Below are 21,478 nucleotides of genomic sequence, written 5' to 3' on the forward strand. Positions count from 1 at the left end.
CGATGGCGCTCGTCGAAGACATTGGGCTTGATGCTTTCGACGCCGGCACGCTCGCCGATTCGTGGCGTCAGCAACCAGGCACGCCCTGCTATTGCACCGATCTCACGCGCGAACAGATGGCGGCAGCCCTGCTGGCATCTGCCGACGCATCACGATCGCCAAAGCGCCGGGACTTAGCAGTTGCAGTGCTGCAAGAGCGGCTGGGTGACGCTACGACAAATCCGGATGCCGATTTCGGGGTTCGCGTGAACCGTGTGATTTGTATGTAACGTGAGTTCGGGATAAGAAAGGGACAAGCAAGTAAGCTAAAAGTCATCACACCAAAGCTTTACAGGCTTGTCCCATGATTAGTTTAGAAGAATAATTTTGCAGGATTGTACAATAACTTGCAAGTATCGTTATATCGTGTCCTATGCTGAAGTCCTTATAATCAAACTTAAACAGTGAGATACAAAAATTTTTAGGCTGAGCAATGAAAGAAATACACGATATTAAGGCTGCTTTAGAGCAAGTAAAAGACACCACGAAAAAGCTAGCCTTGGCAACTTTAGTTAAAGTGGAAGGTTCAACTTATCGCCGTCCTGGTGCGCGAATGTTGATGGGTGCAGATGGCTTGATAGTAGGTGCAATTAGCGGTGGCTGTTTGGAAAGTGATGTATTTGAGAAAGCACAGCAGGTAATGAACACTGGTAGTCCTTGTGTGGTTAAGTATGACTCCACCTCCGAGGAAGATTTAATTTGGGGATTGGGGCTTGGCTGTCAAGGCATTGCTTATGTTTTGATTGAATCGTTGCCAGTAAACGAGCCGAACCAAATTAGTTTTGTCCACAAATGCCTTGATGCTCGGTTTGAGAGCGCTATTGCAACTGTATTTAATATAGAGGGTGAAAGCAAATCTAAAATAGGCGATCGCTTGCTACTAAATTCAGATATCATCAACCACATCAGCGATGAGGAATTAGCAGCAGCGGTTTTAAGGGATACACAAGCAGCACTTCAACACAAAACCTCGGTAGGGAAACAATATCAGTTAATAGGCGGGAAAGTTGAAGTTTTTATTCAAGTCATTCAGCCGCCGCTGTCGCTGGTAATTTTGGGTGCTGGGTATGACGTTCTTCCCGTTGTTCGCTTTGGCCAACAGTTAGGATGGCATATTACTGTAGTTGATAACCGCCAACGGGAAGCAAGCCGCAAGCGTTTTCAAGAAGCCGATCGAGTTGAATTTTGTTCTCCTCAGGATGTATTAAAAAAAATCGATATAGATGAGCGTACTGTTGCTGTAGTTATGACTCATAATTATTTAGACGACCTGGAATTGCTGAGAGTGTTATTGCCTTCTGGCTTAAAATACTTAGGTGTACTTGGCCCTAAGAAAAGAACAGCCCGATTATTGCAAGAGCTACAAGAAGAAGGAGTTATCCCCACTCCACAACAGCAACAAAATTTATATAGTCCGGTGGGACTCGACATTGGGGCCGATAATTCCGAAGAGATTGCTCTGGCGATTATCGCCGAAATTCAAGCAGTAACAGCAAAGCATCAAGGTGGTTTTTTAAGAAATCGCACTGTACCAATTCATGATTCAATCAATAGTCAATTATCAAAAAATTAATGGCTAATACGAGTATGTTCTTAATAATCAAAAATTCACAACTTGGGTATGGTATTTAAAATTGGTCTAATTATTCTCGCTGCTGGAGCTGCAACCCGCATGGGAAGACCAAAACAATTGCTTTCTTATCAAGGACGCAGCCTGATACTCCATGCGGTTGAAGTTGCCTTAGCTTCTATGAGCCAACCTATCATAGTAGTCCTGGGAGCTTATGTAGAACAAATTAAACCGGAACTAATGCCAAAGGCAGTGCAAGTTGTAGAGAACTCCCAATGGCAAGAGGGAATGTCTTCTTCTATTCGCGCTGGTATTAGTATGCTACTGAAAACTCACTCTAAACTTGATGCAATTATCATCTCACTTGCCGATCAGCCGCTAATTTCTCCCCAGATTTTCAATCAATTGATTCAGTCTTATCAAGAAACGCAAAAAGTAATTATTGCCTCAAAGTATAACGAAACTACAGGTGTACCTGCCCTGTTTAGCAATGCCTTATTTCCAGAACTGATGCAGCTTAAAGGAGATCGAGGTGCAAAAGCGTTAATACAAAAATATATAGATACAGGATTGATTCTGCTAATACCAGAAGCTGCGATTGATATTGATACCCCGGACGATTACAAGCAGTTGCTATTAAATAATTTTAAAGAGTGAAGAGATTATGAAAACTAACGATCGCCACATTTACCAACAAGTAATTTTGACACACGCCAGAAAACCGCAAAACAAAGGAAAAACTAACCCAGTACATCGTCAACACCGAGGAGAAAATCCCTATTGCGGTGATGTGGTTGATTTAACGCTGTTACTAGATGAAGCAGAAAGTAAAATTGCAGACATTAAATTTGAAGGTGCAGGTTGTGCTTTGTGCCTTGCTTCTGCTGACTTAATGGCGATCGCTATCAAAGGTAAAACTATTTCACAGGTGCTTTTAATGGTAGAACAGTTCCGCGAGATGGCAGCGGGAAATACTCAGTTTGAGCCTCCGTTGGAGAAACTCAATATCATGCAAGGTGTTTCCCGATATCCGATGCGGGTTAAGTGTGCAACTTTGGCTTGGCATACCCTCAAAGCGGCGCTGAGTTCGGTTGAAACGAGGAATGAACAAATATAGTCACCTCCAGCAGAGGCACATCCAATAAACTCACGTCAATCGCTTTTACATTGGCACCCCTTTGTGGTGAGGGCTCGCCCGCCTCAACCATGACTGAACCAACAAGAGTGGGGTCGAGATCGCGGCGAAGGCTAAGGTACGGTTGCCCCTTGGAGGCTTCCAGAATTTGGCTGACAATCGGCAGTTCGATCGTAGCTAGCAGATAATGCCTCGGGTCGTACTGAAGCGATCGCTGCCCAGAAGAACTTCTTTGCTGCCCTGAGCAATGACACTAAAGGCAGGGATAGAGACACTATCAACGCATTCCGAAGGTGAGGAGAAGCGATTGAAGTGCAATCCTTTAAGCAGATCAATCGTCCCATCCTGACGAATAGCCGATTGCACAGGCTATTCGTCAGTTCGTTTCTGTGGGCTTGCGCTCTATCTGCCTCGCGAAGAGCCTGCTGGTCGTTCATTAACGACCTAGCCGACTTTTCAGTCGTTTTGGCAGCGTTCATTTCTAAGTTTGCAGGATTGTACAACAATCTTAGACGATCGTTCTATTGCTTGCCCTTGAGGATTCTTAGAATGAAGCTAAAGCAATGAAAAACGATTCCGGCGAATTGCAAACGTCTGGATTTTTATACAAGAGAAAACTCTGTTTTGATAGGGCAAGAAACCTGCTGAGTGACAACCAAAATGCCATCAAAGCTAACCTTGCTTCTTAAAAAATCCATCCCTATTGATAAGGAAAAAATAATGACGATGAAAAAGAATGAAAACTACACAGGAAAAGTTGCGTTTGTGACCGGAGCAGCGAACGGCATCGGTCGAGCTACAGCGCTGGCGTTTGCCCGTGAGGGCGCTAACGTGGTGGTCGCTGACATTTCAGAACAGGGCAATCAAGAAACGGCCCGCACGATCGAGGAACTCGGCAGGCGGGCGATCGCCGTCAGGTGCGACGTGACCCGAGCCGAGGACGTGAAGGCAGCGCTGGATAAGACCATTGAGACTTTCGGGCGACTGGACTTTGCCTTCAACAACGCCGGCGTGGAACAGAAGATAGCGGCGACAGCCGACCTTACAGAGGAGGAGTGGGACCGCATCGTCAACATCAACCTGCGCGGCGTGTTCCTGTGCCTGAAGCACGAAATCCCGCTGATGCTCAAGCAAGGCAGCGGCGCGATCGTGAATACCTCTTCAGGTGCTGGAGTCAAAGGCTTCAAAGGTCAAGCTGCTTACGCGGCTGCAAAGCACGGCGTGGTCGGACTGACCAAGGGGGCGGCACTCGACTACGCCGGGCAGAACATTCGCATCAACGCTGTGTGTCCCGGAATCATCGACACCCCGATGATGGATCGCTTCAGCGGCGGCACTTCCGAAGGACGAGAACAAGTGATCTCGCAGGAGCCAATTGGAAGGATGGGTCAACCCGAAGAGATCGCCAATGCCGTCGTCTGGCTGTGTTCGGATGCGTCCTCCTTCGCCGTCGGGCACGCGCTGGTCATTGATGGCGGTCAAACGGTGTAGTGAAGTTCGTCGCCAACCCGATCGAACCCTAAACGCACGACAACAAAGCATTGTCGCCATCGTCACCTTCACCGCCAGCGGCGATGACTCATATCGCCACTCAGGAGGTACTCGACGGCAAACCCGTGGACTGGATGGAAAAGGTCAGCGACGAACAATACGAAGGTTGACCTTAATGCTTTCTGTCAATGTCTCTGAGCCACAGATTTATGAAGTTGGAGATGTGATTGGACTCCTGGCCCTGCTGTAGCGATCTTTATATCGTCCTAATGGTTCAGTCAATTAGCAACGGCATCATCGTAATTGAGAGGATATGACTATGAACAAAGCTTGGTTCATCACAGGCGCTGGTAGCGGTATCGGTACCGGAATTGCTAAGGCGGCATTACAAGCAGGTGACCGTGTCGTCGCGACCGGAAGAAACCTCGACAAAGTGCGCCATGCCTTGCGCGATGTTGCAAGCGAGAAGCTTGCGTTTGTCCAGTTGGACGTTGCCGACGAGGTACAGGCGAAAACGGCCGTCGGTGAGGCGGTGAAACAGTTCGGTCGCATCGACATTTTGGTTAACAACGCGGGCTACAGCCTGCTGGGTAATTTTGAAGAGATGACCACCGCCGACATCGAAAGCCAAATGTCTACAAACTTCTACGGCGTGGTGTACGTCATGCGAGCCGTGCTCCCGGTCATGCGTCAGCAGCGGTCGGGCCACATCATCAATATCAGCTCGATGGCGGGCGTAATCGGATTCGAGCACTGCGCCGCCTACGCCGCATCAAAGTTCGCGGTCGAAGGTCTTTCGCTGTCGGTCGCGGCCGAGGTCGAGCGCTTCGGCATCAAGATCACGCTCGTCGAACCGGGCTTCTTCCGTACGGAACTGCTGGACGCGCAGAACGCCAAATGGACCAGTCAGACTATTGAAGACTACGCGGCCAAGGGCAGTGTTCAAGAGACGTGGTCAACCTACAACGGCACACAACAGGGCGACCCGGCGAAGTTGGGTGATGCTCTGGTCAAGATTGCTGGAATGGAGAACCCGCCGAAGCAGTTTCACGCGGGCAGCGATGCCGTCACGATGATTAAGCCGGCCCTGGAGGCCCGTCTGCAAGAGATCAAAGACCACGAGGCGCTTTCCACGTCTACGGATGGAAACTTCTAGCACACGTACTATTTAGGAGCATTAATTCATGTACAACACAAAAGCTTATTCCGCTGCTAGTGCAACATCACCATTGGCATCCGACACGATCGCACGGCGCGATCCAACCGAACATGACGTTCAGATCGAAATTCTCTTCTGCGGCATCTGTCACTCCGATGTCCATTCGGTGCGTAATGAGTGGAGCGACTTCATGTCTACTACCTACCCGATCGTCCCCGGTCATGAGATCGTCGGACGGGTCACTCAAGTTGGTTCAGCAGTGACGAAGTACAAGCCCGGCGACCTCGCGGGGATAGGCTGTATGGTCGATTCGGATGGTACCTGTCCCCATTGCAAAGCTGGCTTTGAGCAGTTTTGCCAAAATGTGATCTTCACCTACAACTCCCCAGACAAGCACAAGACTGCTCCAGTCACCTATGGTGGTTACTCCGATAGCGTCGTCGTCGATGAACGCTTCGTTCTGCGCGTTCCAGATCACCTCGATCTCGCCGGGGTTGCGCCGCTCCTCTGCGCCGGGATCACCACCTACTCGCCCCTGCGCCACTGGGGCGTCACTAAGGGCAAGAAGGTCGGCGTAGTCGGTCTTGGCGGGCTGGGTCACATGGGCGTGAAGTTCGCCCGTGCGTTCGGTGCCCACGTCGTCGTCTTCACCACCTCGCCCGACAAGACGGAAGACGCGCTCCGCCTCGGTGCTGACGAAGTGGTCGTTTCCCGTAATGCTGACGAAATGCAGCAGCACGCTGGCAGCTTCGATTTCATTCTCGATACCGTCTCCGCCAAACACGACATCAACGCCTATCTCAACCTGCTCCGCCGCGACGGCAACATCACCCTTGTCGGCGCACCTGAGAAGCCTCTGGATGTCTCGGCATTCAGCCTGATCATGGGCCGCCGCAGTCTCTCCGGCTCTAACATCGGCGGCATCGCGGAAACCCAGGAGATGCTCGACTTTTGCGGCGAACATAACATCACTGCCGATGTCGAAGTCATCCCCATCCAGAAGGTCAACGAAGCCTACGAGCGAGTGCTCAAGTCCGATGTGAAATATCGCTTTGTAATTGATATGGCATCTCTGAAATCTGAATAACTGAGGCCGCCCCTAGAAGGCAGGGCTGTTTCATTCTCTTGTAGGGGCAAACCCCCCGTGGTTGCCCCGATCGCTGAAATGCCCAATTTATCGTGTCTGGGCCGGGGCGGGCACTCTTAGCATTGACCCTACAAAATCCTGGTTTTTCTAAGAATGAAACAGCCCTGCCCCAAAGCCGGGAAGTTCTGCCTAAAGAACAAAGCAAAAAATACCGCAGACGGAGTATCTTTGGCGTTGGCGCAAGATGGAGAGCAGTGGGTGAATTATTTGGATAAATATTCTGAATCTGTACAATAGTTAATCAATTTAACTCGTAATAAACATCGCTTTTATCAACAGGTATACAGGATGCAACCCCCCCTTACTTGGCATTATTTCTAGACCTCTTTCTCACCCTCGTATACCCTTGATAACACAGAAAAATGAGAGGAAACGTGATATTTTAGTAGTTAAAAAGGGATTTCATCATCATCTTCCTCTTCCATAGTCTTAGCCGTCATCCGCCAACTCGTAATATACTCAATTTGCACATCAATTTTGTTAATCGCTTCCCCTAACCGCTTTTGGATGTATTGAGTCAGCGTCACCATAAAATCTAACTCAACTCCCACAGATAGCGCAAGTTTTGCCAATTTAGCAAAATCTACCTTCAAAATCGACGAACTGGATAACTTAAAATGGGGAGTATTTTCCTGATTTTGCACCAACATTGCTTTTTTAATGCGCTCTTTCAGGTGCTCAACTTCAGAATCCCGCAACTTCCATTCGGGCAAAATTGCTTTGTACCTTTCCCCCAATGCTGTTAAATCCTCACTCTCCGGTTCCGGCGCAATTTTCTTAGTAGATTTTCGCCGCTGCTGTACATTAGAATTCAACCGCCAACTAGCAATATCCTCCACTTCCAAAGATGGATGAGCGATGAGTTTGCCTAACTGTTTTTGAATTTCTTTCGTCAGCGTCACCGGAAAATTTAACTCAATTCCCTCACTTTGCGTCAGTCTTGCCAGGGTTAGAAAATCTACTTTCATAGCTATCGAACTGGAAAGCTCAAAATAAGAACTGTCTTTGAGCTTTTGGGCCAACATCCCTGCTTTAATGCGTTCTTTCACTTCAGCGATTTCTGAATCCAGCGGCTTCCACTGAGATTCTATTTCCTGATATTTTTCGCCCAATGCTGTCAAATTTTCCGTTGCGGGTTCGGGGTAACATTGGGCAAGGATTTCTACCAGGCGGCGATGCACTCCAGCTAAATAAACCGCGTCCATCTTGGCATATTCTAGCTGCTTCTGTGTCAGGGGACGCTGGCCCCAATCGCCGCTTTGTTCTGTTTTATCAACATAAGCAATGTCGCAAAGTGTTTCTATTAAAGTTTTGAGTTGTCGATTAGGTAATGGCAGGATGTAATAAGGAATCTGTCTCGCCATTTTCAATGTGCAAGTGACATTTTGAGCGTCGTCATTGCCTAGAAATCTGATGTCATAGCTGGCGTTGTGCAAAACTTTTTCAATATGTGGATTGACCATGATTTGGTTGATAAAATCTTTTGCCAATTCAGGTTTATCCAAGACATCTAGTAGAAAAGTGCCATCTCCACTCGAATCTGTGGAGTCAGCTAACACCTGAATCAGAGATAATCTGGGGTTGGATTTATAGTCTGCTATTTCTGTGTCAACCCACAGGACTTTAGCTTGGGCAAATTTAGCGATGAGTGCTTTGATGTCGTTTTCTGCTGTTAAATAAGGCATTTTTACAGACTTTTGCTATTAACTTTTTGATTCTCTTATGCTATAGCAATTATTGGATCGATTGTCAACGATCGCATTAAGGACACGGCATTGCCGTGTCCCTAGAGGTATTTTTTCATAATTAGTATTAAATGTTGACCAGTCTTGGAAGCAGAAACCGGGAATAGACGATCGCATTTTTACCATTCAGCAGTAAGGTACGCAGCGCGTACCTTACAAACTATTAACCTATGACTATTCTGCCACTTCCTCAGATTCCGATTCTTCGGCCGATTCTTCACCAGCAGGCGGCACTAAAGCCACAGCTACGATCGAATCATCCTCATCCAACCGCTGCACCCGCACGCCCGTTGCAGTTCGCGATTGTGTAGAAATTGCGCTCACAGCCTGACGGATAATAATACCTCGGTTGGTAATGATCATCAACTCGTCATCTTCATTGACAATTCGCAGCGCAGCTACCTGATCCTTACCCTTTTTCGACTTAAATTTAGTAGCCGTCAATCCCTTGCCCGCCCGTCTTTGTAGGCGGAATTGAGAAACTGGAACCCGCTTACCATAGCCGTTGGTGGTGATTACCAACACGGAAGGAACTTCGCTGCTAACTGTCGAAATTTCTTCAGCATCTTCGCCTTCAATTTCCTCGGATTGCAATTCTAATTCTTCATCTTCCAATTCCGAATCTTCCGTTTCCAATTCAGCAATTTCTGCCCCTTCAAATTCCGAGTCGCCCGTTTCTAATTGAGCAATATTAGCTCCCTCGAATTCCGAATCTTCAGTTTCCAATTCAGCAATCTCGGCAACAATTGAACTGGGCAATATGTCCATGCTGATCAACTCATCGCCCGATCGCAATTTCATTGATTTTACACCCCGCGTCGCGCGGCCGACTGGGCGCAACTGTTCATGATTGGTGCGGAAATGAATTGCCATCCCTTGGCGCGTACCAATGATGATGCTGTCACCCACTTTTGCTCTCCGCACCCAGCGCAGTTGGTCGCCTTCTTCTAGAGAAATCGCGATTAATCCATTAGTACGGATGTTGCCAAAAGCGGAAAGTGCGGTTTTCTTGATGTAGCCGCCGCGAGTCAACATTACCAAGTATTCTTCGCTGGTGAATTCTGTCACTGACACCATAGAAGTGATTTTTTCTTCTATAGGAATCGGCAGCAGTTGCACCACAGGAGTGCCGCGGGCCGTCCGCGAACAGACGGGGATTTGATAAGCTTTGACAGAGTAAACTACACCTCTGTCGCTGAAGAACAAAACGCTATCGTGATCGCAGCAGGAAAGGAAATGTTCTACTCCGTCGTCTTCTTTCATTTTCGCGCCTGCTTTGCCGCGAGTAGCCCGACTTTGGGCCTCGAAAGTGCTGACAGGCATCCGCTTGATGTAGCCTTGCTCTGTGATCAGAATAATTGCTTGTTCGTTGGCAATTAAATCTCTTTCATCGATTTCTCCTTCGGCGTGTTCGATGACGCTGCGTCTAGGAGTGGCGATTTTTGTTTGGATTTCGACTGCTTCAAATTCGGCGATTTCTAAGATGCGTTCCCGGCGCGCTAAGATATCTTCCAAATCGGAGATTTTAGCTCGCAGTTCTTCGTGTTCTTGCTGAATTTTTTGCGCTTCTAATGCTGTCAAACGCCTGAGCTGCATTTGCAGAATAGCATCGGATTGCTGTTCGGAAAGACCGTAATTATCCATCAATTCTTGTTTCGCTGCGGCGGAGTCGGCAGCGGCGCGAATTAGGTGAATAATTGCATCTAAGTTGTCTAGGGCAATTAATAAGCCTTGCAGAAGGTGGTCGCGTTCTTCTGCTTTCCGGAGTTCGTATTGAGTCCGGCGAGTAATTGTCTCAATGCGGAAATCTAGGAAGACATTGAGGAATTGGGAGAGCGTAAGTAGTTGGGGTTCCCCGTTTACTAGCGCTAACATATTGGCTCCAAAGTTGGCTTGGAGTGGTGTTTGTTTATAGAGGTTGTTAAGAACGACGCGGGGATAGGCGTCGCGCTTAAGTTCGATCACGATCCGCATTCCGTCTCTATCGCTTTCGTCGCGAATGTCGGAAATTCCATCTAATCTTTTGTCGTTGACAAGTTCGGCAATTTTCTCAATTAGCGCTGCCTTGTTTGTTTGGTAAGGCAATTCGGTGATAATAATTGCTTCTTTGTCGGGGCGGCCGGGATGTTCAATGGTTTCAATGCCCGCGACTCCGCGCATTGTAATCGAACCGCGACCGGTGGTGTAAGCATCGCGAATGCCGGATCTCCCCAGAATTTGCCCTCCGGTGGGAAAGTCCGGGCCGGGGATGTACTGCATCAATTCCAGGTCGGTAATTGCTGGATTGTGAATTAGTGCTACTAAACCGTCAATTATTTCGCCTAAATTGTGCGGCGGAATGTTGGTTGCCATCCCCACAGCAATCCCGGAGGAACCGTTGAGCAAAATTTGGGGAATGCGTGCCGGGAGTACGAGGGGTTCTTGCTGGGAACCGTCGAAGTTGTCGCCGAAATCAACTGTTTCCGAGTCGATGTCGCGCAGCATGGAGTCGCTCGTCAAAGCTGTGAGGCGACATTCGGTGTACCGCATGGCAGCGGGCGGGTCGTTGTCAACGGAGCCGAAGTTGCCGTGGCCGTTGATCAGGCGTTCCCGCATGGAGAAATCCTGAGCCATCCGCACCAGGGCGTCGTAAACCGCTGTATCTCCGTGCGGGTGATACTTGCCCAGCACCTCCCCCACGACGCGGGCGCATTTGCGGAAAGGTCTATCGGGAGTCAAGCCCAATTCGTTCATGGCGTAGAGAATGCGTCGGTGAACGGGCTTGAGACCGTCCCTGGCATCTGGTAGCGCCCGACCGACAATTACGCTCATGGCGTATTCCAAGTACGATCGGGACATCTCATTACCCAGATCCGTCGGGATTATCCGCGACTCAGAGGTGCTCATAGGTTGAAAAACTCCGTTAAAAATTTAAATTTGACCGCTATAAATCTCAAAAATGCGATAAAATCGGTTTGGATTCAGTAGAGCTGCCAAATATTGCAAATTACTCCTGAAATTATATCACAATTTGCCTTTGAGTTTATGGAAAAGTTGCCAGAAAAATTAAGGGACGAAACAAGGACAATTGATGATTTGTCAGTTGGTGATTTTGTCAGCGGTTCGCAAAAGCTAGAAAGGTTTTTTTAGGCGGTCGGGTTTCATGCTTTGGTGAGTTTTTTTGAGGGCTATATAAAAAATTAAAATGGTGGCCCGATCGCAATTTTAATTTCACAAAACCGAAGGCCTTCTTAAAGCAAACTAAAAATCTAAAATCTAAAATCTAAAATCTAAAATCAGCCGATGCTACCCGTCATCTACTCCGAAGATTTCTTGCTGCACAAGACTGGAATGCTTCACCCAGAGCGACCAGAACGTTTAACGGCGATCGCCAACGCTCTGAAAGCTGCTCCTTGGGCGGCTCAAATTGAGTGGCAACTGCCCACCCCAGTGGCGCAGCGCGAAAAAGCACTGTTCTCGGCTATCAAAAAAGTTCACTCGCAAAGATACATCAAAGAAGTCGAACATTTGGCTCATCGGGGAGGCGGCTACCTCGACGGCGATACGCCGATTTCTGCTGAAAGTTACGACGTAGCGCTGCTAGCGGCGAGTGCTTGGCTCGATGGGGTCGATCGAGTGGTGGCTGCGGGGGAACCGGCTTTTGTGCTGGCAAGGCCGCCGGGACACCACGCCGAAAACGCCCGCGCGATGGGTTTTTGCTTGTTTTCCAATGCTGCGATCGCTGCTCACTACGCCCTGGAACAGCCGGGAATCAACCGCGTCGCCGTCCTCGACTGGGACGTGCACCACGGCAACGGCACTCAATCTTTGGTGGAAAACTGCCGGCAAATTGCCTACTGTTCCCTGCACCAATCTCCGTGCTATCCGGGAACGGGAGATGCCGAGGAGCGCGGTGCCTACGAGAACGTGCTGAACATTCCCCTCTATCCGGGCGGTGGCATAGCTGAATACCTGAGCGCCTTTGAATCTCTTGTAGTGCCTTTTTTGTCCAAATTTGAACCGGATTTGTTGATTGTCAGCGCTGGTTATGACGCTACTGCGTCCGATCCCCTGGCGAGCATGACTCTGGCTCCGTCAGATTTCGGTACTTTCACCGGATACTGCCTGCAACTCACCCGCCGCATCGCCTTTGGTTTGGAGGGGGGTTACGCGCTGAAAGAGTTGGCCGAGTCGGTTGTGGCGACTATTGACCGATGCCTCAATTAGCTGGAAAATTGGGATAGGGAAAAATAAGGTTGAGAAGCGGTGAGGACGGGATGGAGAGTTTTTGAGGGCGATCGGCGAAGCGATTATTTGGCGATCGTGCTCGAAGGTCTTTTTCCCTCTTCCTTCTGAGTTCTTCCTCCTGACTTCAGTGACAAGCATCACAAATTTAAGAGATCCAAGTCACTTGGCATCAAAGTCTCGGTCACAGATTTTTAACCAAAAAATCACACTGTGTCAATGTTTTCGATCGCCTGTGAAGTCGCTGGCAAAGAGCATAATAGGATTACAGTCAGCCTGTGAAAATTTTATCTGTCTCAATCAACTAGGAGGTTTATCATGTCAGTATCCCAAATGACACTGGAAGAGTTATTTGGTCAGGTCATGTTCTCCAGCGTCGTGACTCGCCACGACCGGAGACAGCTCAGATCTGCACTTTTAGAAAGAACACTGAATGAAGATGAGTATGCCATCATCAACCGACTGCTGTACAACGTTCGCCGCGGTTGGGTAAAAATTGTCGATTAAAGACCTGGCAGCCACTCCCTTTAGGGGAGTTAATACCATTTTCGATTTTCGATTAAAGAATTGGTAATAACTGATAACTATCGGGGTTGAGAACACGGGCATACAGTTACATTTTTTGGAGAACTCGTTACAAGTATAACTTGCCGCTTCGGGAAGTTTTTTGTGTTTAATAGTGGACTCGAAAGTGTGATGTGTTTGACCAGTGTGTTAATTATCAAAATCTCGCTACACATCAGCCTATAGGTAGAGATAATTATAAAATAACAGGTTTCGGGTGCATCTCTACTTGTTGAAAAATTGTGAGTTTTGAGTTACTAACTGAAAAGTTATAATTAACTCAAAACTCATAATTTTTTGGATTTGAGAGGGGAGATTGGAAAGTGGGAAAACTGATGAATATAGCCTTTCTCAGTAACATGAGGTGCACGCTTGATATAGGGCATAGGGCATAGGGCATAGGGCATAGGGAAGACCTCACTTTATTGAGAACTGCTAGATCAGGGTTGAAAACCGCTAGAAAATTGATATTTGTTAAACTGATATTAAGAATCGAAACTATAAGCAGTTTCCGGTTGAGGAGGAGTGTGCGATCGTTACCAGCACAGCCAGTCGCATTAGTCGATCGAGCATTCCGGCAATTTGAGCTCAGAAGTGTCAAAATATTAACAACCAGTTCATCCCCAAAATATATGGCTCCCGCCGTTTTAATTGAAAATCTTCAGAAACGCTACGGCACTGTAGAAGCCGTTAAAGATGTTTCCTTCAAGGTAGAACCGGGGGAAATATTTGGTTTGCTAGGCCCCAACGGTGCAGGCAAAACCACAACCCTGCGGGTACTTTGTACTTTGAGTGCGCCCGATAGCGGACGCATTGAAGTGTCTGGCATTTCTGCTGTCAGCCAGCCGAGAATTGCCAGACAAAAACTCGGCTACGTCGCCCAAGAAGTTGCTCTCGATAAGGTGCTGACGGGGCGGGAACTCCTGCAACTGCAAGCAGCGCTTTACCATTTGCCACGCAATACGATTAAAGGGCGGATTGACGAAATGGTAAAACTCCTCGGTTTGGAGGAGTGGCAAAATAAAAAGACGGGTACTTATTCCGGCGGTATCCGCAAACGCCTCGACTTAGCTGCTGGGTTGCTTCACCAGCCGGATGTTTTGGTGTTAGACGAACCGACTGTCGGGCTGGATATTGAAAGCCGGGTGGTAGTGTGGGATTTCCTGCGTCGCTTGCGGGAGGAAGGTACGACGGTTTTGATTACGAGTCACTATCTCGAAGAAGTTGACGCTTTGGCCGATCGCGTGGCGATTATTGACAAGGGTACGGTGATTGCTCAGGGCACGCCGGAAGAGTTGAAAAATCGGGTTGGCGGCGATCGGGTGACTCTGCGGATTCGGGAGTTTTCGCCGATCGAAGAAGCTGAAAAAGCTAAAAATCTGATGCAATCTCTGCCTTTTGTGCAGGAAGTAATTGTCAACACGGCTCAAGGAAATTCTCTGAATTTAGTAGTAACACCGCAAAGTGATGCGCTGGTGAGTATTCAGCAAGCTTTGAAAGATGCGGGACTTCCTACTTTTGGGATTGCTCAATCTCGGCCGAGTTTGGATGATGTGTATTTGGCTGCGACTGGTAAGACGCTGTTGGATGCGGAGTTGGCTGCTGCTAGCAACCGCGATTTGAAGGCGGAGCAAAAACAGGCGATGCGATCGTAAATTATACCCGCTGGTGGAAAGCGGCATCTGTAGGGACACGGCACCGCCGTGTCCTTGTAATACGGTAAATTTTCATTATCAGAGCAACCCTTCACGAAGATCGCAACACTCTCATTCAGGATGACAATTATAGGACTTACGCAAAGCCTCTATATATACCGGTTTGTAGCGGCCATCCCCCGTGGTCGCCCCCGTCTGCGGTGATGTTGCATCCAGGATTGTTTTATATAACATACTGCCCAAATGGCATAAGAGTTTATTTTTCAATTATTATCGAGTTTCATAGCTGTGACTCTCTTTCAGAATTTTTTTCACAACGAACTTCCCGGAAAAGTTCACAAATTTCATCGATTGTCATCGGATTGGGATCGGGTGCTAATGAGTTTCTACGTCGCCGCAACTCCTCCCAATCAAAACCTGCTTTTAGCTTCTGAAAAACAGTGCTATATGCTGTAACAGTAACTGTATATCTATCCCCGGGCTTCAGTTGACTTTCAATCTCAGCCGGAATTTATAACTTACTGTCGGGATTCAAATAAACAGTAAGTAATATTAAATTTGCCAATGAATTATTGCAGGTGTTGAAAAATTATATTTTTCACAGTTTCCGGCAAAGATTCCATGATTTTGACCCAAGTAGCGATCGCCCTTGAGGACATCAATTTATCCTCAAATATTGTTAAGACTTCCGAAACTAAATTAATATGTAGCCTTTACCCATTTTACTACAATTTTCTCCTTTCATTCCAGCTACTCGATGAACAGCAATAGCAGCAGCTACCCCGCCCTCTCAACTCCAAATAGCCTATAATCAAAGCATCCTGCCAAAATCGCTTTCAACATATTTCCTGTAAACATAATCACAACAGTCAAAATCAACAACAAGCAATTATGAGCGGTACTGTTACATCCCCCAACAACCTCAACCAGCAGCGGCCACTCTCCACGGCATCCGCTGACACTTCCAGTTCCCTGCTGGGCGACTTCATCCAAGAAACACTCGCCTTAACCAAGCGCCTGTTTATTCAATTGCAGCGCCGCCCCTCGACGCTAGTTGCAGGAATTATTCAGCCGCTGATGTGGTTGGTTTTGTTCGGAGCTCTGTTTGAAAATGCACCCGCCGGCTTGTTCGGCGAAAGCCAGAATTACGGACAATTTCTCGGCGCTGGCGTTATCGTTTTTACTGCCTTTGCAGGGGCGCTGAATGCTGGTTTGCCGATTATGTTCGATCGCGAGTTCGGATTTCTCAACCGCTTGTTAGTCGCGCCGCTGGCTTCCCGATTTTCGATCGTCCTAGCTTCGGCTATTTTTATCGTCACCCTCAGCTTTATCCAAACCGGCACAATCGTTACAGCGGGAGCGTTTTTGGGCGCGGGATTCCCCGGAATTGCCGGACTAGGGGCGATCGCCCTAATTGTCCTGCTATTAGTTTTGGGCGTCACCGGCTTGAGTCTGGGTTTAGCCTTCGCTCTCCCCGGCCACGTAGAATTAATAGCGGTAATTTTTGTTACTAACTTGCCGCTGTTATTTGCCAGCACAGCCCTCGCGCCGCTGTCATTTATGCCAGAGTGGCTGCAAGTTGTGGTGACTCTCAATCCTCTGAGTTACGCGATCGAACCGATCCGCTATTTGTACCTGCACAGCGATTGGTCGCTAGCGAGTGTGGTGATGCAAGCTCCTTGGGGTAATGTTACCTTTGCAGGAGCGCTATTAGTATTGCTAGCCTTTGATTTGGTGGCGCTGCTGAGCATTCAACCGCTGCTGAGACGCAGGTTTGCTTAGGGTGATCGCGGCAAATCTGCGGGCGATCGTTTAGCCTGCACCGTCAATTGTAGGGACACTCCAAGAGCCCATTGGTGTCAACTTAACGTCAAACCCAGTCACACAATGGTGTTGGACTATTAAGCCTAGATCCCCCCTAGCCCCCCTTAAGAAGGGGGGAACCGGAAATGGATCAAAGTCCCCCTTCTTAAGGGGGATTTAGGGGGATCTGGACTCAGGTAAAAACGAGATTTATCAAGGCTTTCAGGCTTAAGTTGACACCAATGGGCATTGCTGTCTCCTTAGCCCCAGCGAAGTAATATAATATTTAGTCGCAAGTCAGAATATTGTTTAGATAGAATTGTTTTTTTGAACGTTCAACTAATAAATTATGAACACCAAAACTTCCAAATCGGGCAAATTGATGATTGGGATTGCTGCAAGCGCGATCGCATCCTGTGCTCTGTTCTCCCCTCAAGCAAGCTTCGCTCAAGCCAGCGGTTTAAATAATGCCCAACCGCTGCAAGACTTTCAAACTCAAGACAATACCGACCCATTTTCCGGCCGCAGCAGCGGCAGCGGAATATTTGATTTAATTCACAGATCCAATTTGGGAGGTGGCCGCAGCATGGAAGAATTTAATAGCGAACAGCGCCAAAATTTGAACGATGCGGCCACAGAATATCGGAACAAACAGCGCCTACTACTGGAAAAGCAAGCTGTACCTTCAGAAGGGGCGATCGCACCAGCAGAAATTACCGCCCCCGTCCCTTAAATTTACAACTGCTGTTTGCTCATTTCTCAGTCCGCGTGAGCGTAGCCAGCGCTTAGGCGGGCTTCGTTTCTCTAGCAGCGATTTCAAGATCCGAATCTTATCTAAAAACCATCCCCCTTAATCCCGTTCCAACCACGCCCGCATTTTACCCGGATTAAGCAAACCGTAAGGATCGACCAACTCTTTAAACTGCAACTGTTCCACATTAATACTTTTCATCCCTCCATCTTCCAATATATAAGTGTGAGGATTTGCAATCAGCGCGCCTTGCTCTTCGTGATAGCGAATAATTTCATTGAGCCGTGATTCCGTAGTGTAGCGAACTATTTGCAAAGCTGCGGCGAGCGCCTTGCCATTCATCCGCAAAAACTCCAAGTGCATCATCACCTCATCCCCATAATAATTATACAGTTCCTCAATCAATTTCAAACCTTTATCTGCGGGAAAAAGCGTCTGCAAATAAGTCAGAGAGGGGTCAGCGCTGCGAGCGTGCAGAGTTGTATGATTCCAAGTAAATTCAGCAATTGCTGCACCTTTGCTCGCTGCTTGCCCGTTTTTTTGATAGCAAATTGTGCCGCCATATTCGCGCACTAAATCTTGCAGCGGTTCCAGACAAGATTCAGCTACCATTAATAAAGCGCAGTGCTTACCTTCAGGAATCTCCTCGCGGAAAGCAGCAAAATAAGCAGGAATCGGCCAAGCACAAACACAAATTAGTTTTTTGATAATTCCGTCAGCATCGCCCAAAGCTTGACCGAAGTTTGCCGCTGTCATAAAATCGTCAAAAGCGACAATGATTTCCGCCCAAGGATAAGCAGGGGCGAGGGGAATTTCTAACTCCGTAATAATCCCATTTGTGCCGTAAGCGTGATTGACTTTTTGCACTTCATCGCCGCGCAATTCGATGACGCGGGGATCGTCTTCCATTGTAACGACTCGAACGGCATGAAGATTTCCCCGATCGCGCAATTGCCCGTAAGTTATCGAACCAATTCCCCCGCTACCGCCGCCGATAAATCCCCCAATCGTTGCGGTGCGATAGGTTGAGGGAACCATCCGCAATTCCCAACCCGTTTCTCGCGCTTGTTTGTCGAAAACCGACATTTTCACCCCCGGTTCTACGCAAGCTAAACCCGGTTTAATCCAGCGGATACCGTTCATTTTGCTGGTATCTAAAATGACCCCGCCCTTGAGGGGAATGCACTGCCCGTAATTGCCCGTTCCTGCACCTCTAACAGTTAGCGGAATTTTGGATTTGACGCAGGCTGCTGCAATCCGCAAAACTTCGGCTTCGTTGGCGGGACGCACTACTAAATCTCCTGTTTTATCACTTAAGAGAGGTTGCAAAACTGGACTGAAGTGATAATAGTCTTGAGATAGCTTGACAACTTGCGCGCGATCGCTAATTATTTCGATTCCCGATAGTTCCGAAGAAAAAGCATCCCAGTCAATACTTTGAATCGCAGTTGCAGTCATTTTGTTTCCTCAATGCTGGCAGTATTATATATTTTCTCAAGCAGAACTTAGTAACATAAAATACTAACTGCAATCTTTCTTTAAGCAGTAAGGTGCTTATTCGCGCACCCTACATATAGAAGTTCCGCCTCCAGGACTGCTTTTCTCAATTAACAAATCCCCCAAACACCGCCATACCGTAGTATTTCCAAGGAACTGCAACAGTGTCAAATCTAGCTTTTACCAGCATTTCCAACTGTGCCGAAAGTGTAGCTAGGCGATCGGGATTAGAATACCCGTAAGAGACACTCGTTCCCACATTTGCGCGAATTTGTGCTAAGGTTTCCCCCTGAGTCCGCGCCCAATCTTCTCGCGCCGCTTGATAAATATCTTTCATTGCTGCTGATTCTGCTAAAAGAGGATCGGCATTCCAAAAACAGCCACCAGCATTTAAACTTTCGCGAATCCGTTGAAACAATTTCAACTTCATCTCATCCTCAAGATGATGAATTGCCAGAGAGGAAATGCAAGCATTGAATTTATCGCCCAAGCCTGAGAAATTTGGATTGTTCGCCCATTCTCCAAAATCCATTTCTAGGCCAGTCCACCGGGCTGCGTATCCTGCCGACTCTATTTTGGCACGGGCAAAATCAAGCATTCGCGGCGAGTAATCGACAGCCACTATTTCCGCTGATGGGTAGCGTTGGAGAACTTTTAAAGTGAGTTCCCCGGTACCGCAGCCGAGTTCTAAAATACGAGGGTTTGTGTTAGCAATGCAGTCGGCTAATACATCCAGCATTTCGTCATACTTAGGTAAAAGTCGCCGAATGCCGGTATCAAAATCAGCAGTATTGACGAAAACTTCTCCCGGAAAAATTTCCTTGTTAGTAGGTGAGACAGTAGAGTCAGAATTCACGATCGCCAACCATAGAGTACAATTGCTATCCTAACCGAAGTAGAACAAAAAATGCGTGAACTAGGGACACGGTAGTGCCGTGTCCTTACTCGATCATCTGTACTTCACTCAACAGAAAAGCACTATCAAGTTATGCGTATTCTTACGGATAAGCGAAACACTTGGGGTAAACCATAATTAACCCTCGGTTGCACCCAGAGAGTATTGGTTTACCCCGGACGCCAGCAAAACAGTCTGAACAAGCAGTGTTATGTTAGTAGTGCATAAATTGAAATAAAGATTAAAGCTCAGGCTTGAGGATACCATGCGCCAGTTGATTTCTCGCAGTCGGGCTGCCATCAGCCAATTAATTTATAAGCGGATTCTGCTTGCGCTGACAATTTTATTTTGTGTAGGTGTAGGAGTAGCGATGGCAAATATGTCTCGTCTTTCCTCCACCCTAATCGAATCCCAAGCCCTCCAAAATGCCACCCTCTATGCCCAAGCAGTTAAAGAAGCCCGCACCCTTTACAGTTCCGATGTTGTCAATCCTCTAAACACCGCTAAAGCGATTAACTTTACCCACGACTACAACCCGACAAAAGTAACAATTCCGGTACCGGCTGCTTTCTTAATAGAAGTCGGTCAAAATATCACCAATAAAAATCCCGAAGTATCACTTCGTCTCTACAGCGACTACCCGTTTCCCTGGCGGCGAGGAGAAGGCGGAGCCAGAGACGATTTTGAACGGCAAGCTATTACGTATTTGACGCAAAATCCGACACAAAAGTTTTTTCGCCGTGAGGATTATCGCGGCAAACCAGCATTTCGATATGCCGAGGCAGATATTCTAAGTTCTAGCTGCGTGAACTGTCACAATACTCACCCTGACAGTCCTAAAACTGATTGGAAATTGGGAGATGTGCGGGGAATATTAGAAATTACTCAACCTCTCGGTACCATCACCCAAAACACTCAAAGTGAACTTAAGAACCTGTTTTTACTGTTAGTAGGACTTTCAACTTTAGGGGTCACAGGATTAACTTTATCTATCAGCAGGTTGCGCCAAAATGCTAAACAATTAGAACAGCGCGTCTGGGAACGCACGGCACAATTGCAAGAAACTAATGTAGAATTGGTAAAAGAACAGGAAAAGAGCGATCGCCTGCTGCTCAATATTTTACCAGAATCCATTGCTGCCAAGCTAAAAGACGGTCAAAGCAGTATTGCTGACGGCTTCGCAGAAGTCACGATTTTGTTTGCAGATATCGTAGGCTTTACGGTGCTTTCATCACAAATCTCTCCCGAAGAATTGCTCAAGTTTCTCAACGAAATTTTTTCAGCCTTCGATGGTTTAACGGAAAAGTACGGCTTGGAAAAAATCAAAACAATTGGAGATGCTTACATGGTAGTGGGAGGTTTGCCAAATCCCAGCACCAACCACGCCGAAAGCATTGCGGAAATGGCTTTAGATATGCAGGAGGAATTAGCCAAATTTAATGCCAAACATCATGCAGGAATTAACATTCGCATCGGCATCAATACCGGGCCTGCCATTGCCGGGGTTATTGGCACTAAAAAATTTATTTACGACCTCTGGGGCGATGCCGTCAATACAGCATCTCGCATGGAATCCCACGGAATTTCCGGGGCGATTCAAGTCACACAATCAACTTACGATCTCTTGCAAAATAAGTATCTGTTTGAAGACAGAGGAATTATCCACATCAAAGGCAAGGGCGATATGAATACTTATCTGCTTGCCGGCAGGCTAGTCAGCGCAGTTTCTGTTTAATTTGTTTATTATATTATTAAGGGGTATGCTACTTAGTCCGAAGTCATCAGTCATTCGTTGTTAGTCGT

General features: G+C 47.5%; 18 protein-coding genes and 1 pseudogene. 13 read left to right on the forward strand and 6 right to left on the reverse strand.

The features are described 5' to 3' along the window. The first annotated feature begins 2 nt into the window (after positions 1-2). The 4 genes from QUA62_RS02700 to sufU all read left to right on the forward strand — a co-directional run bounded on the left by QUA62_RS02700 (position 3) and on the right by sufU (position 2,726). Positions 3-269 carry a hypothetical protein gene (locus tag QUA62_RS02700; RefSeq protein ID WP_333402259.1) on the forward strand — a complete coding sequence of 89 codons (267 nt, stop codon included), beginning with the start codon at positions 3-5 and terminating at the stop codon, positions 267-269. Between the two features lie 203 nt (positions 270-472). Beyond that, the gene (locus QUA62_RS02705) at positions 473-1,612 is read left to right on the forward strand and encodes an XdhC family protein (RefSeq protein WP_333402260.1); all 1,140 of its coding nucleotides are present in this window, start codon (positions 473-475) and stop codon (positions 1,610-1,612) included. Between the two features lie 48 nt (positions 1,613-1,660). After that, a complete protein-coding gene (locus tag QUA62_RS02710) occupies positions 1,661-2,266 on the forward strand; it encodes a nucleotidyltransferase family protein (RefSeq protein ID WP_333402261.1) in 606 nt (201 codons plus the stop codon). A gap of 7 nt (positions 2,267-2,273) precedes the next feature. After that, on the forward strand, positions 2,274-2,726 hold the full coding sequence (gene sufU, locus QUA62_RS02715) for a Fe-S cluster assembly sulfur transfer protein SufU (protein WP_333402262.1): 453 nt from the start codon (positions 2,274-2,276) through the stop codon (positions 2,724-2,726). Here sufU and QUA62_RS29320 read toward each other — a convergent pair. Further along, a pseudogene (locus tag QUA62_RS29320) lies at positions 2,680-2,931 on the reverse strand (AraC family transcriptional regulator N-terminal domain-containing protein); the annotation flags it as partial. The gene sufU and the pseudogene QUA62_RS29320 sit on opposite strands and share 47 nt — an antisense overlap. Continuing rightward, positions 2,858-3,223 carry a hypothetical protein gene (locus QUA62_RS02720; protein ID WP_333402263.1) on the reverse strand — a complete coding sequence of 122 codons (366 nt, stop codon included), beginning with the start codon at positions 3,221-3,223 and terminating at the stop codon, positions 2,858-2,860. The gene QUA62_RS02720 and the pseudogene QUA62_RS29320, both read right to left, overlap by 74 nt. Before the next feature lie 181 nt (positions 3,224-3,404). Between QUA62_RS02720 and QUA62_RS02725 the strand changes: the two genes are divergently transcribed. The 3 genes from QUA62_RS02725 to QUA62_RS02735 all read left to right on the forward strand — a co-directional run bounded on the left by QUA62_RS02725 (position 3,405) and on the right by QUA62_RS02735 (position 6,481). Then, positions 3,405-4,235, forward strand: coding sequence for an SDR family oxidoreductase (locus QUA62_RS02725; RefSeq protein ID WP_333402264.1), 831 nt, complete (start codon positions 3,405-3,407; stop codon positions 4,233-4,235). Between the two features lie 319 nt (positions 4,236-4,554). Next, positions 4,555-5,391, forward strand: coding sequence for an SDR family NAD(P)-dependent oxidoreductase (locus QUA62_RS02730; protein WP_333402265.1), 837 nt, complete (start codon positions 4,555-4,557; stop codon positions 5,389-5,391). 28 nt (positions 5,392-5,419) lie between these two features. Beyond that, the gene (locus QUA62_RS02735) at positions 5,420-6,481 is read left to right on the forward strand and encodes an NAD(P)-dependent alcohol dehydrogenase (protein ID WP_333402266.1); all 1,062 of its coding nucleotides are present in this window, start codon (positions 5,420-5,422) and stop codon (positions 6,479-6,481) included. Positions 6,482-6,930: 449 nt separating this feature from the next. On the opposite strand, the gene QUA62_RS02740 is transcribed toward QUA62_RS02735, so the two are convergent. Then, positions 6,931-8,226 (reverse strand): ribonuclease D, encoded by a 1,296-nt coding sequence (locus QUA62_RS02740; RefSeq protein ID WP_333402267.1) that lies wholly within the window; start codon positions 8,224-8,226, stop codon positions 6,931-6,933. A gap of 234 nt (positions 8,227-8,460) precedes the next feature. Continuing rightward, entirely contained in the window at positions 8,461-11,172 is a 2,712-nt protein-coding gene (gene gyrA, locus QUA62_RS02745) for a DNA gyrase subunit A (protein ID WP_333402268.1), read from the reverse strand. 396 nt (positions 11,173-11,568) lie between these two features. Here gyrA and QUA62_RS02750 point away from each other — a divergent pair, with 396 nt between their 5' ends. From QUA62_RS02750 to QUA62_RS02770, 5 genes are all read left to right on the forward strand, one after another. Next, a complete protein-coding gene (locus QUA62_RS02750) occupies positions 11,569-12,492 on the forward strand; it encodes a histone deacetylase (RefSeq protein WP_333220108.1) in 924 nt (307 codons plus the stop codon). Between the two features lie 336 nt (positions 12,493-12,828). Continuing rightward, entirely contained in the window at positions 12,829-13,017 is a 189-nt protein-coding gene (locus tag QUA62_RS02755; protein ID WP_015175516.1) for a hypothetical protein, read from the forward strand. Positions 13,018-13,706: 689 nt separating this feature from the next. Continuing rightward, positions 13,707-14,729, forward strand: coding sequence for an ATP-binding cassette domain-containing protein (locus tag QUA62_RS02760; RefSeq protein ID WP_333402324.1), 1,023 nt, complete (start codon positions 13,707-13,709; stop codon positions 14,727-14,729). An 891-nt stretch (positions 14,730-15,620) separates the two neighbouring features. Beyond that, on the forward strand, positions 15,621-16,511 hold the full coding sequence (locus QUA62_RS02765; protein WP_333402269.1) for an ABC transporter permease: 891 nt from the start codon (positions 15,621-15,623) through the stop codon (positions 16,509-16,511). Positions 16,512-16,881: 370 nt separating this feature from the next. After that, a complete protein-coding gene (locus QUA62_RS02770) occupies positions 16,882-17,265 on the forward strand; it encodes a hypothetical protein (RefSeq protein WP_333402270.1) in 384 nt (127 codons plus the stop codon). Positions 17,266-17,382: 117 nt separating this feature from the next. Here the strand turns inward: QUA62_RS02770 and QUA62_RS02775 are convergent, their stop codons facing one another. Both QUA62_RS02775 and QUA62_RS02780 read right to left on the reverse strand, forming a co-directional pair. Continuing rightward, positions 17,383-18,741: an FAD-binding oxidoreductase gene (locus tag QUA62_RS02775; RefSeq protein WP_333402271.1), complete on the reverse strand. Its 1,359-nt coding sequence runs from the start codon at positions 18,739-18,741 to the stop codon at positions 17,383-17,385. A 145-nt stretch (positions 18,742-18,886) separates the two neighbouring features. After that, positions 18,887-19,636 carry a methyltransferase domain-containing protein gene (locus tag QUA62_RS02780; protein WP_333402272.1) on the reverse strand — a complete coding sequence of 250 codons (750 nt, stop codon included), beginning with the start codon at positions 19,634-19,636 and terminating at the stop codon, positions 18,887-18,889. 304 nt (positions 19,637-19,940) lie between these two features. Between QUA62_RS02780 and QUA62_RS02785 the strand changes: the two genes are divergently transcribed. Continuing rightward, a complete protein-coding gene (locus QUA62_RS02785) occupies positions 19,941-21,410 on the forward strand; it encodes an adenylate/guanylate cyclase domain-containing protein (protein ID WP_333402273.1) in 1,470 nt (489 codons plus the stop codon). The last annotated feature ends 68 nt before the right edge of the window (positions 21,411-21,478 follow it).

Source organism: Microcoleus sp. MON1_C1 (assembly GCF_036701945.1).
Taxonomy (GTDB): domain Bacteria; phylum Cyanobacteriota; class Cyanobacteriia; order Cyanobacteriales; family Microcoleaceae; genus Microcoleus.